The sequence below is a fragment of the Streptomyces sp. 4F14 genome, assembly GCF_048159485.1.
Taxonomy (GTDB): Bacteria; Actinomycetota; Actinomycetes; order Streptomycetales; family Streptomycetaceae; genus Streptomyces.
Window position 1 is genome coordinate 202,877 of sequence record NZ_JBLRVY010000005.1, and the last position, 20,289, is coordinate 223,165.

Below are 20,289 nucleotides of genomic sequence, written 5' to 3' on the forward strand. Positions count from 1 at the left end.
GGTCCAGACGGACATGGGCGCGCACACGATCACACGGTTCCCACCGCTCGTCCACATATGAAGATTTTATAAAGCTGTGATGAAGGCTTGAAATGGCCTTTACTGAGCCCTTACGCGCCAACAGTGCGTCGATCTGGCCGGAAATCTCCTGTGACGGACGTCTCAAAGGGACCCGATCCGTCCACTTCGGCCGCCTTGATCCCTGTGCGGTTCATGTCAGAAGGTGCCGAACACCTCTGTTGTTCGCATCACCTGGGTGGAGTCGACGCGCATGCGTGCTCATGGTCCACGACGGCGTCGGCGGCTCGGCCGCGTCGCGACCGTCCTCCTGCTGTCCACGACGCTGGCGGTGACGAGCCTGTCCGCCCAGGCGTGGGCGGTGCCGCCCGCGCCGGACGCGACCCGCAGCGTCGACCTGCCCGACCTCCCCGAGACCCCCGCGCTGGACGGGGACGAGGAGGCCGACAAGACGATCACGACCGCGCCCGAGGTCCCGGTCGAGCCGTACGTGCCGACCGCCGTCACCGCGTGGACCGAGGACAGCGGCACCGCACCCATCACGACGGACACCGCACCCGGTACCACCGTCCCCGTCGAGGACCTCCCGATCGCGGTCGGCGTCCCCGAGGGCGGCGACCCGGCGGCGCTGGCCGGTACCTGGAAGGTCGAGCTGGCACCGCCCGCCACCTCGCAGGACGCGGGCGTCTCGGGCCTGGTCATGCGGGTCACCCCGCCGGCCACCGCCGACCCGGCCGCCCAGGTCGCGCTGGCCGTCGACACCACCGCCTTCGCCGACCTGTACGGCCCCCAGGCCGCCGACCGCTTCGGCCTGATGCTGCTGCCGGACTGCGTCATGGACGCCCCCGGCACCGGCGACTGCGCCGCCGAAGAGGGCACCGCGACGATGTCCGGCAGGGCGGAGGAGAAGGCCGAGCGCCTCTCCAGCTCCGTCGAGACGGTCCCGGCGTCGCAGGCCCCGACCCGTACGACCGCCGCGAAGAAGGCGACGACCCGGAAGATCCTGACGGGCTCGGTCCCGGTCGCCGGCCTCCTGGGCGACAGCGCGCCGACCGCGGGCACCGCCGACACGGCCGCCCTCAAGACCGGCGAAGCCGGAAAGACCGGCACCGCCCAAGCCCGGCAGACCGCCACCGTCCTCCCCGCCGTGGACGCCTCCCGCCCCCAGGTCGTCGGCGCCCTCGACACCGGCGCCTCCGCCGCCGGTGACTTCACGGCCTCCCCCCTCCTCTCCTCGGGCTCCTGGTCCTCGGGCTCCTCCTCCGGCGCCTTCACCTACGGCTACCAGATCCAGGTCCCGGAGTCGGCCGGCGGCCTCACCCCGAAGGTCGCCTTCAACTACAGCTCGCAGACGGTCGACGGCCGTACCTCGGCGTCCAACAACCAGGCGTCCTGGATAGGCGACGGCTGGGACTACAACCCCGGCTCCATCACCCGCACCTACGCCTCCTGCCGCGAGGACTCCAAGAAGGACGGGTCGAACAACAAGACCCACCGCACCGCGGACCTCTGCTGGGGCTCGAACAACGCGACCCTGTCCCTGGGCGGCAGCACGACCGAACTGGTGTGGGCGGACGGCAAGTGGACCACCGCCAACGGCGACGGCGCGGTCGTCCAGCAGATCCGCGACGAGTCCACCGGCAACGGCGCCTACAAGGGCGAGTACTGGATCGTCACCACCCGCGACGGCACCAAGTACCACTTCGGCAAGCACAAGCTGCCCGGCGCCCCGAGCGGCACGGTCACCGACTCCGTCCTGACGGTCCCGGTGTACGGCAACCACAGCGGCGAGGACTGCTACCAGTCCGAGTGGAAGAACTCCGCCTGCACGCAGGGCTGGCGCTGGAACCTCGACTACGTCGAGGACCTCCACGGCAACGCCATGTCCCTGTGGTGGCAGAAGGAGGAGAACTACTACGCCCGTAACTTCAACTTCAAGGCCCCGGTCAAGTACGACCGAGGCGGCTGGCTCGACCACATCGACTACGGCCAGCGCAACAAGCTGAACAGCATCTTCGGCTCCCCGGCCACCTCCCGGATCTCCTTCGCGGTCGCCGAGCGCTGCCTGCCGAAGGACGGCGTCTGCTCGGACACCAACTTCGCCGACAAGGACCCGGGCAAGTACCGCATCTGGTTCGACACCCCGGCCGACCTGCGCTGCCAGTCGAAGAAGATGTGCTGGAACGCCGGCCCGTCCTTCTGGACCCGCAAGCGCCTGACGTCGGTCAGCACCGAGACGCAGCGCGTCGCCGGTTCCACGGCCCGCCAGCCCGTCGACAAGTACACCCTCACCCAGAACTTCCCGGTCCTGAAGACCGGCCCGAACACGGCCCTGTGGCTGGAGTCCGTCCAGCGCACCGGCTACGACCCGGCGGGCGCGAGCACCACCCTGAACGCGGTGCGCTTCGAGTCCAACGCCGAGGACATGCCCAACCGCGTCAAGGACGACGCCCGCCCCGGCTTCTCCCGGCTGCGCGTCGGCCGTGTCATCAACGAGTACGGCGGCGAGACCGTCGTCTCGTACAAGACGCCCGAGGGTGACTGCAAGACCGGCACCGGCCTGCCCGGCAAGGGCGACAAGGCGGCGCTGAAGGCCAACACGCGGCTGTGCTACCCGGCGTTCTGGAACCCGGACCCCGAGGTCGAGGACATCGACTGGTTCCACAAGTACGTCGTGGACACCGTCGAGGAACTCCCCAACGTCGACGGCGCGCTCGCGACCCGTACCGAGTACCTGTACAAGAACCCGGGCTGGAAGCTCGCCGAGGCCGAGTTCACGAAGAAGTCCACCCGGACGTACTCCCAGTTCGCCGGGTTCGAGCAGACCTCGGTGATCACCGGCGCCGACGACGACAAGATCGGCAGCAAGCGCTCCAAGTCCGTCACCCGCTTCTTCCGGGGCATGGGCGACGACGTACCGGTGAAGGACATCACCGGCGCGGAGATCGCCAAGGACCGCGAGCCGTTCGCGGGCCGGATCGCCGAGGAGCTGACGTACACCAACGCGGGCGACGCCGACACGGACTGGCTCTCGCGCTCGGTGACCGTCCCCGAGGCGACCGTCCTCGCGACCCGCACCCGTGACGACGGCCTCACCCCGCTGCGGGCCTGGCGGGTCACCGAGCCCGAGGAGATCGCGTACACCCGCTCCTCCGGCACCGGCGACGACCCCCGCCCGCTGCGGACCGTCGAGTCGACGACGACGTACGAGCCGGTGTACGGCCTGCCCACCCAGGTCGAGTCGCGCGGTGACACCGGCAGGTCCGGCGACGAGTCCTGCACGAAGCTGGAGTACTTCCACCAGACCGCGAAGAACCTGATCGGCCTCTCCAAGCAGGTCCTGGTCTCGCCGACCACCTGCGCGGCGGCCGACTTCACCAAGTACTCCACCCTGACCGGCGGCGTCCGCACCGCCTACGACGGCCAGGACTACGGCGACCCGCTGCTCGCCGGCACGCTCGGCGAGGCGTCGCAGACCTGGTCGCTGAACGGCGCGGGCACCGGCTTCCAGACCGACGGCCGGACCGAGTTCGACGAGTACGGCCGGGTCACCAAGCGGTTCGACCCGGACAACAACCCCTCCTCGATCACCTTCGACCCGCCCACCGGCCAGGTCTTCACGGTCACCGAGACCAACGCGGCCGGCCACTCCCAGATCCAGACCCTGGAGCCCGGCCGGGGCACCTCGCTGAAGACGACCGACGCCAACGGCCACGTCAGCGAGGCCAAGTACGACCCGCTGGGCCGGATGACCGAGGCGTGGGCGGCCGGCCGTACCCCGTCCGCCTCGGCGGTCCCGGACTTCAAGGCCGTCTACACGATCCCGAAGTACGACGAGGACAACCCGGACCGCAAGCCGCCGTACATCACCACCCGCGCGCGCGGCCACGACAACCGCGTCGAGACCTCCGTCACCCTCTACGACGGCCTCGGCCGTGAACGCCAGACGCAGGAGGAGGCCGACGGCGGCGGCCACCTGATCACCGACACCCTCTACAACAGCTCCGGCGAGATCTGGCAGACCAACAACGCCTACCTCACCCGCGACGCGAAGCCCGGCGAGCTGTTCCAGCCGGAGAGCGACCTCGCGGTCCGCAACATCACCCGCTACACCTACGACGGCCTCGGCCGCGTCCTCACCGAGACCCCGGTCCTGCGCGTCACCGACCCGCAGTCCGGCGAGTCCTCCGCGGAGCCGGTCGCCGAGAAGGCGATCCGCTACGAGTACGGCCAGGACTGGTCGAAGGTCATCAACCCGGCCGGCACCTCCTCCTACCAGGTCTTCACCGACGCCCTCGGCCGCACCAGCCGCGTCGACACCTTCAACCCCGAGGCCCCCGGCGGCTTCACGTCGATGCGGTACACGTACAACCCCGGCGGCCAGCAGGAGACCGCGACCAGCTCCATCGACAAGGCCCACCCGTGGTCGTGGACCTACGACCACCGGGGCCGCCCGCTCACCGCGACCGACCCCGACACCGGCACCACCAGCACCAAGTACGACGCCCGCGGCCGCGTCCTGACCACCACCAACGCCCGCGGCACGGTCTGGAACGGCTACGACCTGCTGTCCCGGCCGACCGAACAGCGTGCCGACAACGCCGACGGCAAGGTCCTCGCGTCCTTCGAGTACGACAAGGCGCCCGGCGGCAAGGGCATGCCGTACTCGGCGACCCGCGTCACCGACGGCGAGAAGTACGTCCAGAAGATCGACGGCTACACCAAGGACTACCAGCCGACCTCCACCACCCTGACCCTCCCGCAGTCCGTCAAGGACACCTGGGGCCTGGACCTGGAGTACCGCTCCAAGTTCTCCTACACCGACACCGGCATGCTCCAGGAGGCGACCCTCCCCAAGGCGGGCCGCTTCGGCGAGGAGACCCTGGTCGTCCGCTACAACGAGGACGGCCGTCCGCTCTCCGTCTCAGGCGAGGACTGGTACGGCGCCGAGACCGAGTACGACGCCTACGGCCAGGTCCTGCGCTCCACGCTCGGCGCCCAGCCGTACCGGGTGTGGACCCAGGCGACGTACGACGAGTCCAGCGGCGAACTCGCCGAACAGCTCGTCTACCGCGAGCAGACCGGCGACAAGAACACCGTCTCCGGCAACCTGGTGTCCCGCCGCACCTACGGCTACGACCCCTCCGGCAACGTCACCTCCATCAACGAGCACGCCGAGGGCAGGGCCACCGAGCGGCAGTGCTTCACGTACGACCCGCTGGGCCAGCTCAAGTCGGCCTGGACGGCCGCCGACCAGACGTCCTGCGTCGGCCCGAAGAAGTCCGACGGCACGCTGAACGTCTCGGCGGGCGCGGACGGTTCGGGCTACTGGCAGGAGTACGAGTACGACCTCGCCGGCAACCGCAAGAAGCTCACCGAGAAGAACCTCACCGGCTCCTCGCAGCAGGACGCGGTCACCTCGTACGCCTACGGCAAGGCGGACGGCAGCCAGCCGCACACCCTCACCAAGGTCACCAAGACGTCCCGCACCCCGCAGGGCGCCGAGGTCAAGGCCGAGGCCGAGCGCGTCTACGAACTCACCGGCGAGACCAAGACGGTCACGTCGACGCAGACCGGCGACAAGCAGGAGCTGGCCTGGACGTACGACGGCAAGGTCGAGCGGATCACCGGCGCCGGCACCGGCGGCAAGACCCCGTACATCGGCCTCGCCGACAAGTGCCTGGACCTCAAGGGCGGCCTCACGGTCACCGACCAGCCGGTCCACCTCTACTCCTGCAACGGCACCCCCGGCCAGAGCTGGCGCTTCGCCCAGGTCCCCGGCACCGACCCCGACAAGGGCACCCTCCGCGTCTACGACGACTGGTGCCTCCAGCCCGCCGCGAACACCGCCGGCTCCGCCTTCGGCATCCGCAAGTGCGACGGCACCCCGGCCCAGGAGTTCAAGCGCAACACCGCGGGCCAGCTCGTGTACGGCACGCTGTGCGGGGCGGTCAAGGACGCCAACTCGGCGAACTCCACGCCGGTCGTCCTCGCCACCTGCGACGCCACCAAGTCCGAGCAGAAGTGGGCGGCCCAGAACGACACCCGGTACGTGTACGGGCCCGACGGCTCGCGCCTGCTGGCGATCAAGGGCAAGCAGGCCACGCTGTACCTCGGTGACACCGAGGTCACCACCATGGCGGGCGGCGCGCTGATCAACACCCAGCGCACCTACTCGGCACCCGGCGGCGCGGTCATGCGCTACGCGTACGGCCTCGGCACCGAGAACCTCGTCGCCCTCGCCGGCGACCACCAGGGCAGTACGTACGTCGAGGTCGCGCTCAACAGCACGAACACGGTCCGGATGCGCAAGCAGGACCCGTTCGGCAACCAGCGCGCCGCGAGCACGGTCGGCGTCAACGTCCAGACCCACACCGGGTTCCTGGGCGCGACCCGGGACGACGCGTCCGGGTTCCAGCCGCTGGGGGCGCGTCTGTACGACCCTGTCGTGGGCCGCTTCCTCTCCGCGGACCCGGTCCTCGACCTGAACGACGTGTTGCAGTCCAACGGGTACTCCTACGCCCACAACAACCCGGTGACCATGTCCGACCCGACGGGCCTGGCGATCAGCCTCACGGCCTCGGAACGGGCGGCGGCCCTCGCGGGCGCGGGCCTCTCGGCGGCCCAGGTCGCGCAGGCCCAGTCGATGATGGGCAAGTCCCTCACCTCGGTCATCCTCGCCGTCGCCTGGGAGACCCTGAAGGACTTCATCGGCATCAACGACGCCATGGCCTGCTTCGGCGGGGACATGTGGTCCTGCGGCAGCCTCATCATCGGCGCCATCCCCTGGACCAAACTCGGCAAGATCCCGTCCGTCCTGAAGGCCGTCAACCGCACGATCAAGGCCATCGAGTCCTTCCGCGCGGCGAAGAAGGCCGCGGAACTGGTCCTGAAGGCCGCCAAGGCCGCCGAATCCGCCGCCCTGCGCGCCAAGAAGGCGGCGATCGAACGGGCCAAGAAGGAAGCGGCCCAACGCGCCAAGAAGAAGGCGGCGGAACAGGCGAAACGCACGGCCGACGCGGCTGCGGCCCGGGCCCGGAAGACGGGCAACCCGGTTCAGAAGCAGGCCCAGGCCAAGGCGGCGCCCAAGGTCTCGACGGCGAAGAGTGCCGGCGGGGGCGGGGGCGGTGGCAAGAGCGGCGGCTCCAAGCCGGGCGGCAGCTCCGGGGGATCGTCCCGGGGGAACGGCGGCTCCAGCGGGAGCGGCGGCTCCGGCAAGTCGGGCGAGAGCGGCCCCACCTGCAACAGCTTCGTCCCCGGCACCAAGGTCCTGATGGCCGACGGTTCCACCAAGCCGATCGAGAAGGTCAGGACCGGCGACAAGGTCGTCGCCACCGATGAGCGGTCCGGCGAGACCCGCGCCCGCACGGTCACGGCCGAGATCAAGGGACGGGGGCTGAAGCACCTCGTCAAGGTGACGGTCGGCATCGACGGCTCCAGGACCGCGTCGGTCACCGCGACCGCCGGGCACCCCTTCTGGGTCCCGGAACTCCGCGAGTGGGTCGGCGCCACCGACCTGCGGGCCGGCCAGTGGCTGCGCACCAGCGCCGGAACCCTCGTCCAGGTCACCGCGGTCCAGCGGTGGACGCAGCAGACGCAGGCCGTCCACAACCTGACGGTCAGCGACGTCCACACGTACCACGTGCTCGTCGGAACGGCCGCGGTCCTCGTCCACAACTGCCCCCCGTCACAGGCGCTGCTCGACACAGCCGACATCGCGGAGGCGTACGGCGCTGAGTACGCCGCCGAGTACACCTCGCCCTCCGGCGAGACCTACCGGGCGCACAACAAGGAACAGCTCGCCGTCCCGCCGGACATGCAGGACGTGTTCGACGAGAACGACCACCACGGCGGCTGCGCCGAGACCAAGTGCCTGATCAAGGCATACAATGCCGAAGGTCCCGGGGCGATCCGCGGCGGCCACATGGACGTCGTCCACGTGGGCGACGACGATGACGGGCAGTGGGAGCACGGCGATGTCGCCAGACCCTGTGGACGGTGCAGCCGCCTCCAGAAGAACCTCTTCATCGGGCCCTGAGCCCACCGAGGACGACCGTGGGCTGAGCCTTCCCGTCCGTGACAGTCTCCTGGCCGCCGGCTGGCGGCCAGGCAGGCGCGTCGACATCACGGACACCGTGGACAGGCTCACCCACGTCGGCTACCCGGCCGGCGAGCCCTTCCGCACCTTCATGGCCGAGTTCCGGGGCCTGGAGATCCAGCCCGCACTGTCCGCCGGCCCCAACTTCATGAACGACGAGCCGTACTGGATCACGCCCAACCGCGGAGTCCGCTACCGCGACGAAGCCCGCCTTCTGAACGACCTCTTCGGCGAGGAACACGACCCGGTGGGCTGGTGGCTCAGCAGCAGCCACGTCTTCATGAGCACCGGCGGCCGGGTCCGCGCCCACCTGGACGGCCTGATCTGGGACCTCGGCGAAACGCCGCTCGCGGCGCTGGAGTTCGCCGTACGGCCCACCCGGCCGCTGCTGTGCACCTGGTCGGCGCCGGGGCGGACACCGTGGCCCAAGCGGACCTGAACCCTTCGACGGCGGCTCCGGCTTTCTCAGCGGACCGCCGGCACGTCTTCGCCTGTGCCGCTCCGGCTCGGGCAGCCGGGGCGAGCCGCGTGGGCCGTGGAGGGCTCGACGGTGACGAGCCTCTTCGAGATCGGACTGAGCAGGTTCCGCTGGGAGCGGATGGCGTGCGGTCGCGGTGAGAGCGCGGCCCATCTCCCGGGGCGGAGCAGGGAGTTGACCGGTCCGGGCGGGGCGCGGGGTGGGGGAGCGGCGTTCCCGACCTCCCTCCACGACCACGTAAGGGGCCACCCGGGAATCCGCCCGGGTGGCCCCTTCTCGTACGGGAGTCAGCCCAGAGACTTGACCGACCTCCAGTCCGCCGACAGCACGACCTTCACCGCCGCGTTCGTGTTCGTGCGGCTCGGGTTGTAGAGGCGGATCTGGCCGTCCGTAGCGGAGCGCGCCCAGATGTCGGGGACGCCGTCGCCGCTGATGTCGGGGATGCCGAGGGCGGTGGAGACCGCGGTCTCGGCCCAGCCGGTGCCGTACGCGACGTCCTGGCCGCTCTGGGAGCTGGAGCCGAGTTTCAGGGATTCGAGGTCGACGCTGCCGGTGACGGAACCGGGTTTGCCGTGGCGGACGTACATGGTGCCGTTGTCGAGGTTGCGCCACAGCATGTCGGGCGTCTTGTCGCCGTTGACGTCGGCGACGTTGACGATGTCACGGCGGGCCCAGGCGTCGGGGTTCATCATCGTGGCCGCCTGGAACTTCCCGCCGGTGTATCCGGAGAGGACCCAGAAGGAGCCGCCGGAGCGCAGGAAGAGATCGGGCAGCCGGTCGCCGGTGATGTCGCCGACGGCCCTGATCTGGGTCCAGGCAGAGGGCGCGGGGGCGTCCGGCGGCAGGATGATCCGGATGCGCTGGTCGACGTCGAAACTCCCGTACCCGTCTCCGGGGTAGAGCCAGAAGGTTCCGTCGGGGGAGACCGCGAAGAGGTCGGTGATGCCGTCGCCGGGGTAGGCGTCGGAGAAGTGGGTGATCAGCGCGGCCTTGTTGCTCGCCGCGTCGTACCAGTGTCCGGCGGGGTGCAGCGCTCCGCCGGTGGTGTACGAGGCGGGCATGCAGCCCTGGAGTTCACCGGCCGGCAGACCGACGCAGGTGAAGAGCTGGCCGTTGCCGTTCACCTGGAGGATGTCGGGGAACTCGTCGCCGCTGACGTCACCGGGATGGTCACCCGAACCGCTGGGCGGGACGTAGAAACCGTGGTTGGTGACCGCGCTCTGGTTGCCCGCCGCGTCGAGGGCGTACACGTTCAGCCAGTTGGGCCCGGTGTGCTGGGGTTTCAGCGCGCTGTCGGTGAACGAGCCGCCGACCGCGTCCACGGTCTTCCACCACAGCCCCTCGATGCCGTACCGGAACTTGGCCGCGCCCGGCGAGGTGAAGGTGACGGCTCCCGTGCCGCCGAACTCGACCGTCGCCCAGGTCTGCCCGTCGCTGGTGAGCTCGGGGAACGTCTCGCTGTCGACCGTGGGCGGCGGCGGGGCCGACGCGTCGATGGTGACCGTGCACCGGTTGCCGCTGGTCGGGTAGTACGCGGACACCCGCCCGCCGGAGTCCTCGGCACGGACGTCCCAGTAGTAGACGCCCTTGTCCGCGAGGTTGGCCGCGGCGATGGTGATCGACGCCTTGCCGCTGGACAGGCTGGTGACGAGGGTCCCCGCCGGGACGGCGGCGCCGGACTTCCACATCCGGAAGCGCAGCCCCTTGAGGTTGCCGTCGGGGTCGGTGGACTTGGCGGACAGGACCACGTTGGTCTTGCCGATCGTCGCACCGGCCGTGGCGGTGTTGCAGGTGCCGCCGGGGGCGCTGGTCACGCCGCTGGGAGTGGCCGGCGGGCGGTTGTACTCGACGGTCAGCTGAGCCGTGGCCGCCTGGAACTTGCGCCAGGTCTGGGTGTCGCGCTCGCTGGTCGCGCGCATCCCGAGGGTGAGGCTGGACCAGCCGGCGTCCGCACCCTTCTGCGCGGCGGCCTTGATGTCGAACTCCTCGTAGTCGTCGGGGCAGTTGCCGGCCTTCCAGCCGTGCGCGAACGACAGCCGGTCGATCTCGGTGGTCCAGCCGGGCTGCTTCTTCCACGTCGTGCCCGACGAGATCGCGCCCGTCAGCCAGAGCTGGAACTCCCGCTTCTCGCACGACCAGGAGTGGTTGTTGAGCACTTTGAAGGACGCCTTGCTGATCGTCGCGCCCTTCAGCGAGCTGCTGTAGTTCATCCGCCAGAAGGAACGGGCGGTGCCGCCGGTGTCGTTCTCGTGACCCACCCGTGCCTCGGGCGTGCCGTCGTTGTAGTTGACGCCGTTCCAGAAGCTGGCGTTGGGGTGCGGCTGGTAGGCCACGGTCCAACCCGACGTGCCCGGGTGGATCGTCGGGTCGACGAACACCGGGAAGCGGGCCTCGGGATCACTGAGCAGCCCGGTCGCACCGGCCTTCACCTCAAGCCGCGCCGTCCCCGTACCCTCCCCGGTCAGCGCCATGGGCGCCGGTGCCTGCCGTGAGCCCGGCTCGATGCCGTTCAGCCCGGACAGGGCCAGCACTTCCTCCGGCGTCGCGACGGAATCGCCCGGCACGTCCGGGTCCTCCGGCAGCTCCGGGTCGCGTCCGCTGGAGTCCCACGCGAACGGCGTCGGCACGGACCCGACCTCCGCGCCGGAGGCGTCCGTGATCAGCATGCGCCGCGCCGACGTATCGGACCGGAAGACGGCTGTGGACGACTTCAGCCCGTACGACAGCGACGCCAGCGCCGGATTCGCCGCCGCCTCACGGGTCTTGACGATGAGGAGCTGGGCGAAACCGCCCTCCGCGCGGGCGACCATCAGGAGGTCGACGCCGGGCAGCACCTCGGAGTAGAGCGCGCGCTGACCGCTCAGCACCGGCTCGGGCAACTCGCCGGGCCAGGTGTAGGAGATGGCGTGACCGCCGATGACGGTCTGCGCCAGCACGGTCTCCGTGGCGGTGTCCTGACCGGCCGTCAGGGGACGTCGGGCGTACGACCGGTCCGCCCTGTCCTGCCGCGTCCCGGCGGAGAACCGCAGCGGCACCACCGGGTTGGCGGGACGTATGCCGTCCTCGGTACGCCGGAGCCGGTTGTCGACCGGCGCCCAACGCCCCTCGGCGTTCTTCGCACGCCGGGGGAGCGCCGCGATCTCCGTGCGCATCCGGCCGTCGGGCAGGGCCCACGTCAGCTCGGTGGCGGTGGTCGCCGTGTCGACGGCCACCGCCTTGCCGGTACGCCGGGACTCGGCGACGGCCGCGGCCTCGTCACGCGGGCCGACCTCGGCCTTGCGGGCGTCGACGGGCCCCCGGGCGGCCGGAGTTGGCGGATCGTCAGGATCCCACCAGGGCAGCAGGGCGACAGTCAGGGCGGCCAGGACCAGGCCGATGGCGAGGGTCAGCCAGGTGCGTGTACGCACGACCACTCCCGTGTGAACCAGGGCGAATGAAGACAGAGCGCCGACACGATCACACGGTTCTCACCGTTCGTCCATGAAGTAAAGATTTATCAATCCGTGACGAACGCTTGGTGATGGCTTGGCGGGGGCTTTACTGCGGAGTTTCGTGTCCGATTCGCTACGCCCGGTGACGTATTCACCTGTGACGTAAGTCTCAAGCGAGAGGTCTTGCTCCACTTCAAGGGACTTGAACTCTGCGGTGCTCATGCCAGAAAGTCCTGATCAGCTCTGTTGTCTGCATCGCCTGGGTGGGGTCGACGCGTATGCGTGTGCGATTGCGTTCTCAAGGTCCAAGACGGCGCCGCGCTCAAGTGGCGACCGTCCTGCTGCTGTCCTCGGTCCTGACCGTGACGAGCCTCAACTCCGAGGCGTGGTCGGTGCCGGCGCCCGGCATGACCAGGGCGATCGAGCTGCCGAAGCTGCCGGAGACGGATTCCCTCGACGGCGACGAGGAGGCGGAGAAGAACCTCACCACCGCGCCCGAGGTCCCGGTCGAGCCGTACGTGCCGACCGCCGTCACCCCGTGGACCGAGGACAGCGGCACCGCGACCCTGACCACGGGCACCACCCCCGGCACCACGGTCCCCGTCGAGGACCTCCCGATCGCGGTCGGGGTCCCCGAGGGCGGTGACCCGGCGGCGCTCGCCGGTGCCTGGAAGGTCGACCTCGCCTCACCGGCCACGTCCCAGGACGCCGGCGTCTCAGGGCTGATCATGCGGATCACCCCGCCCGCCACCGCCGACCCCGCCGCCCAGGTCGCCCTCGCCGTCGACACCACCGCCTTCGCCGACCTGTACGGCCCCCAGGCCGCCGACCGCTTCGGCCTCACCCTCCTCCCGGACTGCGTCCTGGACGCCCCCGGCACCGGCGACTGCGCGGCCGAGACCGGCGTCACGACCATGTCCGGTACGACGGAGGCGGAGCCCGAGCGGCTGTCCAGCGCGGTCGAGGAGGTCCCGGCGGCGGAGGCGCCCGCCAGGATCACCGCCGCTCGGCAGGAGAAGACCCGCACGATCCTGACGGGCTCGGTCCCGGTCGCCGACCTGCTGACGGGCGCGGCGCCCTCGACCACGACCGGCGCGTCGGTGCGCACCGCCGGTGCGGCTGACTCGTACGGCTCCGGCGCCTCGGCCGCCGCCGGTACGGCTCCCGCGTACACCTCCCGCGCCCTCGCAGGCACCGCCGGCGCGGCCGTCACGTACACACCCGCGACCGCACCCCGCCCCGCCGCGACGATCACCCCCGCCTCCACCACCGTCCTCCCCGCCGTAGACGCCTCAGCCCCCCGAGTCGTCGGCGCCCTCGACACCGGCTCCTCCGCCTCCGGCGACTTCTCCGCCACCCCGCTGCTCTCCTCCGGCTCCTGGTCGGCGGGCTCCTCCTCCGGCGCCTTCACCTACGGCTACCAGCTCCAGGTCCCGGAGTCGGCCGGCGGCCTCACCCCGAAGGTCAGCTTCGGCTACTCCTCCCAGACGGTGGACGGCCGCACCTCGGCCACCAACAACCAGGCGTCCTGGATCGGCGACGGCTGGGACTACAACCCCGGCTCCATCACCCGCAGTTACGCCACCTGCCGCGAGGACTCCAAGAAGGAGAACTCGAACAACAAGACCCACCGCACCTCGGACCTCTGCTGGGGTTCGGACAACGCCACCCTCTCCCTGGGCGGCACGACCACCGAGTTGGTGTGGGCGGACGGCAAGTGGACGACCGCCAACGGCGACGGCGCCGTCGTCCAGCGCATCACGGACGACTCCAGCGGCAACGGCGCCTACAAGGGCGAGTACTGGATCGTCACCACCCGCGACGGCACGAAGTACCACTTCGGCAAGCACAAGCTCCCCGGCTGGTCGAGCGGTAAGCCGGTCACGGACTCGGTGCTGACGGTCCCGGTGTACGGCAACCACAGCGGTGAGGACTGCTACCAGTCCGAGTGGAAGAACTCCGCCTGCACGCAGGGCTGGCGCTGGAACCTGGACTACGTCGAGGACCTCCACGGCAACGCCATGTCCCTGTGGTGGCAGAAGGAGGAGAACTACTACGCCCGCAACTTCAACTTCAAGGCCCCCGTCAAGTACGACCGAGGCGGCTGGCTCGACCACATCGACTACGGCCAGCGCAAGGACGCCGACGGCGGTGTCCTGGACACCCCCGCGACCTCCCGCGTCACCTTCTCCGTCGCGGAACGCTGCCTGCCGAAGGACGGCGTCTGCTCGGATGCCGACTTCGCCGACAAGGACCCCGGCAAGTACCGCATCTGGTACGACACCCCGGCCGACCTGCGCTGCGCCGCCTCCGGAAAGAAGTGCTGGAACGCCGGCCCGTCCTTCTGGACCCGCAAGCGCCTGACGTCGGTCAGCACCGAGACGCAGCGCGTCGCCGGTTCCACGGCCCGCCAGCCCGTCGACAAGTACACCCTCAGCCACGACTTCCCGGTCCTGAAGACGGGTCCGAACACGGCCCTGTGGCTGGAGTCCGTCCAGCGCACCGGCTACGAGCGGGGCGGCGCGAGCACCACCCTGAACGCGGTGCGCTTCGAGTCCAACGCCGAGGACATGCCGAACCGCGTCAAGAGTGACGCGCGCCCCGGCTTCTCCCGCCTGCGGATCGGCCGCGTCATCAACGAGTACGGCGGCGAGACCGTCGTCACCTACAAGAAGCCCACCGGCGACTGCGTCACCGGCTCCGGCCTCCCCGGCAAGAACGACAAGGCGGCGCTGAAGGCCAACACTCGCCTGTGCTACCCGACTTACTGGCACCCGGACCCCGAGGTCGAGGACATCGACTGGTTCCACAAGTACGTCGTGGACACCGTCGAGGAACTCCCCAACGTCGACGGCGCGTTCTCCACGCAGACGGCCTACCAGTACAAGAACGCGGGTTGGCGGCTCGCCGAGGCCGAGTTCACGAAGAAAGCCACCCGCACGTACTCCCAGTTCGCGGGCTTCGAGCAGACCACCGTCCTCACCGGCAGCGACGAGCCGTCCATCGGCAGCAAGCGCTCCAAGGCGGTCACCCGCTTCTTCCGGGGCCTGGGCGACGACGTCCCGGTGAAGGACATCACCGGCACGGAGATCGCCAAGGACCGCGAGCCGTTCGCGGGCCGCATCGCCGAGGAACTGACGTACTCCGAGGCCACCGACGCGGACACGGACTGGCTCTCGCGCTCCGTCACCGTCCCCGAGGCGACCGCCCTCGCGACCCGCACCCGGGACGACGGCCTCACCCCCCTACGCGCCTGGCGGGTCACCGAGCCCGAGGAGGTCGCGTACACCCGCTCCTCCGGCACCGGCGACGACACCCGCACCCTGCGGACCGTCAAGTCCACGACGACGTACGAACCGGTGCACGGCCTCCCCACCCAGGTCGAGTCGCTCGGTGACACCGGCAAGCGCGACGACGAGTCCTGCACGCGCCTCGAATACCTCCACCAGACCGGCAAGAACCTGATCGGCCTGACCAAGCAGGTCCTGGTCTCCCCGACCACCTGCGCGGCAGCGGACTTCACGGACCTGTCCACCCTGAGCGGCGCCACCCGCACCGCCTACGACGGCCAGTCGTACGGCGCCGCCCTCCTCGCCGGCACCCTCGGCGAGGCGTCGCAGACCTGGTCCCTCAAGGGCGACGGCACCGGCTTCCAGCCGAACGGCCGCTCGGAGTTCGACGCGACCGGCCGTGTCGTCAAGCAGACCGACCCGGACGGCAACGCGGGCACGATCGCCTACGACCCGCCCACCGGCCAGGTCTTCAAGGTCACCGAGACCAACGCGGCCGGCCACACCCAGATCCAGGAACTGGAGCCCGGCCGGGGCACCTCGCTGAAGACCACCGACGCCAACGGCCATACCAGCGAGGCGAAGTACGACGCGCTCGGCCGCCTCGTCGAGGCATGGGGCGCGGGCCGCACCCCGTCCGCCTCGGCCGTACCGGACTTCAAGGCCGTCTACACGATCCCGGCGCACAACGCGACGCGGGAGGAGGTCAAACCGCCGTACGTCACGACGTACGCGCGCGGCCACGAGAACCGGATCGAGACCTCCGTAACTCTCTACGACGGCCTCGGCCGTGAGCGCCAGACGCAGGAAGAGGCCGACGGTGGCGGCCACTTGGTCACCGACACCCTCTACAACAGCTCCGGCGAGATCTGGCAGACCAACAACGCCTACTTCACCCTCGACGCGAAGTTCGGCGAACTCTTCTCCCCGCTCGCCGACACCGTCGTACCCAACATCACCCGCTACACCTACGACGGCCTCGGCCGCGTCCTCGCCGAGACCCCGGTCCTGAAGGTCAAGGACTCGCAGTCCGGCGAGGCCACCTCGAAGCCGGTCGAGGAACGGGCCACCCGCTACAAGTACGGCCAGGACTGGTCCGAGGTCATCAACCCGGCCGGCACCTCCTCCTACCGCGTCTTCACCGACGCCCTCGGCCGCACCGCCCGCCTCGACACCTTCAACCCCCAGGCCCCGAACGGCTTCACGTCCACGACGTACACCTACGACCGCCACGGCCGCCTCACCAATGCCGTCAACTCGGCCCAGAAGGACAGCCCGTGGAGCTGGACCTACGACCACCGGGGCCGCCAGATCACGGCGACGGACCCCGACACGGGCACCACGCGCACCGAGTACGACCACCGCGACCGCCCGCTGAAGACCATCACCCAGCGGGCCACGGTCTGGAACGGCTACGACGCCCTCTCCCGCCCCACCGAGCAGCGCCTGAACGACGACAAGGGCACCCTGCTGGCGTCCTTCGACTACGACAAGGCACCCGGCGGCAAGGGGATGCCGTACAGCGCGACCCGCTACACCGCCGGTGAGGCGTACACACAGAAGGTCGACGGCTACACCAAGGACTACCAGCCGACGTCCACGACGTTGGTGCTGCCCCAGTCCCTCAAGGACGCCTGGGGCCTCGACACCACGTACAAGTACGGCTACTCCTACACCGACACCGGCAGCCTCCAGGAGGCGACCCTCCCCAAGGCCGGCCGCTTCGACGCCGAGAACCTGGTCGTCCGCTACAACAAGGACGGCAAGCCGCTCTCCATCAGCGGCAAGGACTGGTACGGCGCGGAAACCGTCTACGACGTCCACGGCCAGGTCCTGCGCTCCACGCTCGGCGCTCAGCCGTACCGCGTCTGGACCAGCGCCCTGTACGACGAGTCCAGCGGCGAACTCACCGAGCAGTCGGTCCACCGCGAGGGGACCGCCGACAAGGCGGTCGTCCCCAACACCCTTGTCTCCCGCCGAACCTACGCCTACGACCCCTCCGGCAACGTCACCTCCATCCGCGAGAACGCCGAGGGCAAGGCCGCCGAGCGGCAGTGCTTCACTTACGACCCGCTGGGCCAGCTGAAGACGGCGTGGACATCGTCGGACCAGACGTCCTGCGTCGGCCCGAAGAAGTCCGACGGTTCCCTGAACGTCTCGGCCGGCGCGGACAGTTCGGGCTACTGGCAGGAGTACGAGTACGACCTCGTCGGCAACCGCACGAAGCTGACGGAGAAGAACCTCGCCGGTTCGGCGGAGCTGGACGCGGTCACGTCGTACACCTACGGCAAGGCGGACGGCAGCCAGCCGCACACGCTCACGAAGGTCTCGAAGAAGTACCGGGCCGCTGCCGGTGGGCCGGAGGTCACGGCCGAGGCGGAACGCCTGTACGAACTCACCGGCGAGACCAAGTCGATCACGTCCGTCCAGAACGGCGACAAGCAGAACCTGTCCTGGACGTACGACGGCAAGGTCGAGCGGATCACGGGTGCGGGGACGCGCGGTCGCACGCCTTATGTGGGTCTCGCGGACAAGTGCGTCGACCTCAAGAGCAGCGTCACGACCGCCGGTCAGCCGATCCAGCTCTACTCCTGCAACGGGACGCCGGCCCAGCGGTGGAGTTTCTTGGTTTCTCCCGGACAGACGGACCCGAACCGGGGGACGTTCAGGATCTACGACGACTGGTGCGCTCAGCCTGCCGGCAGTACGGCGGGGTCTGCGGTCCAGCTCCAGAAGTGCGTGACCGGGGCCGCCGGTCAGGAGGTCAAGCGGACCACCGCCGGCCAACTCGTCCACGTGGCCTCGGGGTTGTGCTTCGCGGTGAAGGACGCGTCGTCGACGAACTCGGCGCTGATCGTGCTGGCTGCGTGTGACGCGTCCCGTGCCGAGCAGCAGTGGGCGGCGCAGGACGACACGCGGTACGTGTACGGGCCCGACGGCTCGCAGCTCCTCGCCGTCAAGGGCAAGCAGGCGACGCTGTACCTCGGCGACACGGAGGTCACGGTCGCGGCGGGTGGTGCGCTGGTCAACACGCAGCGGACGTACTCGGCGCCGGGTGGGGCGGTGATGCGGTACGCGCAGGGGTCGAGCACGGAGTACCTCGTCGCGCTCGCCGGAGACCACCAGGGCAGTACGTACGTCGAGGTGGGTCTCGACGGCTCGATGCCGGTGCGTGTACGCAAGCAGGATCCCTTCGGCAATCAGCGCGGAACCGGCACGGTGGGGGTCGACTTCCAGTCCAACAAGGGGTTCCTGGGGGCGAACCGGGACGATGCGTCCGGGTTCCAGCCGTTGGGTGCGCGTCTGTACGACCCTGTCGTGGGCCGCTTCCTCTCCGCGGACCCGGTTCTGGACCTCAACGACGTGTTGCAGTCCAACGGGTACTCGTACGCGCACAACAACCCGGTGACCATGTCGGACCCGACGGGGTTGTCGATCAGCCTGACGGCGTCGGAGCGGGCCGCTGCGCTGGCGGGGGCGGGGTTGTCGGCGGCGCAGGTCGCACAGGCGCAGGCGATGATGGGCAAGTCCCTGACGTCGGTGATCCTGGCGGTGGCGTGGGAGACGCTGAAGGACTTCATCGGCATCAACGACGCGATGGCCTGCTTCGGCGGGGACATGTGGTCCTGCGCGGGGCTGATCGTGGACGCGATCCCGTGGACGAAGTTCGGGAAGATCCCGTCGGTGCTGAAGGCCGTCAAGCGGACGATCAGTGCGATCGAGTCGTTCAAGGCGGCGAAGAAGGCTGCCGAGCTGGTCCTGAAGGCGGCCAAGGCCGCGGAAACGGCCGCTCTGAACGCCAAGAAGGCGGCGATCGAGAAGGCGAAACGCGAAGCCGCGCAACGGGCGAAGAAGAAGGCGGCGGAACAGGCGAAACGGACGGCCGACGCGGCTGCTGCGAGGGCGAAGAAGACCGGGAACGGGGCGCAGAAGCAGGCCCAGGCGAAGGCGGCTCCGAAGGTCTCTACGGCGAAGGCGTCCGGGGGTGGGGGTTCCGGCAAGAGCGGCGGCTCCAAACCGGGCGGCAACTCCGGGGGATCGTCCCGGGGAAGCGGCGGGTCGAGCGGGAGCGGAGGCTCCGGCAAGGCCGAAGGCGGAGGCGGTTCCTGCTCGGTCAGCAATAGCTTTGTCCCCGGCACCAAGGTCCTCATGTCCGACGGTTCGACGAAGCCGATCGAGAAGGTCAAGGCCGGCGACAAGGTCATTGCCACCGACCCGAAGACCGGCGAGACCCGGGTCGAGACGGTCACCGCCGAGATCAAGGGCGAGGGTCTCAAGCACCTCGTCAAGGTCACGATCGATGTCGACGGTGATAAGGGCACCAAGTCGGCCTCGGTCACCGCTACCGACGGACACCCCTTCTGGGTACCCGACCTGCGGGAGTGGATCGACGCCACCGCCCTGAGGGCAGGGCAGTGGCTGCGCACCAGTGCAGGCACGCTCGTCCAGGTCTCAACTGTGGAGCGGAGGACCAGCCCGGGAGTGACGGTCCACAACCTGACCGTCGGTGACGCTCACACGTACTACGTGGTGGCAGGTTCGGCCCCGGTCCTTGTTCACAACTGTGGCGGCACTGCGACTGTTCACTACGATCCCGAGCAGGGAGCAGAAGGCCATGCCATCATTGCGGTAACCATGGCTGATGGGCGGTCGAGTGTAACGGAAGCTATGCCTCAGGGGATTCCTCAAACGCGCGGCAATTATGCGGGCTTGCCCAATGAGGGGGGTGAAGCATTCGTAGAAGATATGGGACCAGGTACCTTGCAGTGGACTTTTGAGCTGCCAGACGCGGAGGCCGCATACGAAGCGGCGCAAGGATCAATCGGCGTCAACCTCGGCCCCTATGGTTCTCGCAACAATTGCGTTACGTACTGCGTGGGAATTCTGCAGGCGGGAGGAGTCGCCCGCGCGGATGCGGTCGCAGCGTTCCGGGAAATGCGGGCCGAGATTAGGAATGGGAGGAGGTCTTAGCTG

The 20,289-nt window shown here is 69.6% G+C and carries 5 protein-coding genes; 3 read left to right on the plus strand and 2 right to left on the minus strand.

Annotated features, from left to right (window positions below):
- Positions 1–271 precede the first annotated feature (271 nt).
- Positions 272–8,056: a ricin-type beta-trefoil lectin domain protein gene (locus ACLZOT_RS10370; protein WP_416968491.1), complete on the plus strand. Its 7,785-nt coding sequence runs from the start codon at positions 272–274 to the stop codon at positions 8,054–8,056.
- The gene (locus ACLZOT_RS10375) at positions 7,995–8,555 is read left to right on the plus strand and encodes an SUKH-3 domain-containing protein (protein ID WP_416968492.1); all 561 of its coding nucleotides are present in this window, start codon (positions 7,995–7,997) and stop codon (positions 8,553–8,555) included. Before ACLZOT_RS10370 ends, ACLZOT_RS10375 begins: the two co-directional genes overlap by 62 nt.
- A gap of 326 nt (positions 8,556–8,881) precedes the next feature.
- Here the strand turns inward: ACLZOT_RS10375 and ACLZOT_RS10380 are convergent, their stop codons facing one another.
- Both ACLZOT_RS10380 and ACLZOT_RS10385 read right to left on the minus strand, forming a co-directional pair.
- Positions 8,882–12,001 (minus strand): FG-GAP-like repeat-containing protein, encoded by a 3,120-nt coding sequence (locus ACLZOT_RS10380; RefSeq protein ID WP_416968493.1) that lies wholly within the window; start codon positions 11,999–12,001, stop codon positions 8,882–8,884.
- Positions 12,002–12,061: 60 nt separating this feature from the next.
- The gene (locus ACLZOT_RS10385; RefSeq protein ID WP_416968494.1) at positions 12,062–12,247 is read right to left on the minus strand and encodes a hypothetical protein; all 186 of its coding nucleotides are present in this window, start codon (positions 12,245–12,247) and stop codon (positions 12,062–12,064) included.
- Between the two features lie 104 nt (positions 12,248–12,351).
- On the opposite strand from ACLZOT_RS10385, the gene ACLZOT_RS10390 reads away from it, so the two are divergent.
- Positions 12,352–20,286 carry a polymorphic toxin-type HINT domain-containing protein gene (locus ACLZOT_RS10390; RefSeq protein ID WP_416968495.1) on the plus strand — a complete coding sequence of 2,645 codons (7,935 nt, stop codon included), beginning with the start codon at positions 12,352–12,354 and terminating at the stop codon, positions 20,284–20,286.
- The last annotated feature ends 3 nt before the right edge of the window (positions 20,287–20,289 follow it).

What these genes read in the sequence shown, in the direction of transcription:
- ACLZOT_RS10370 (WP_416968491.1), top strand. Translation starts at nt 272, where the DNA reads ATGCGTGCTCATGGTCCACGACGGCGTCGGCGGCTCGGCCGCGTCGCG.
- ACLZOT_RS10385 (WP_416968494.1), bottom strand. Translation starts at nt 12,247, where the DNA reads ATGAGCACCGCAGAGTTCAAGTCCCTTGAAGTGGAGCAAGACCTCTCG.
- ACLZOT_RS10375 (WP_416968492.1), top strand. Translation starts at nt 7,995, where the DNA reads ATGTCGCCAGACCCTGTGGACGGTGCAGCCGCCTCCAGAAGAACCTCT.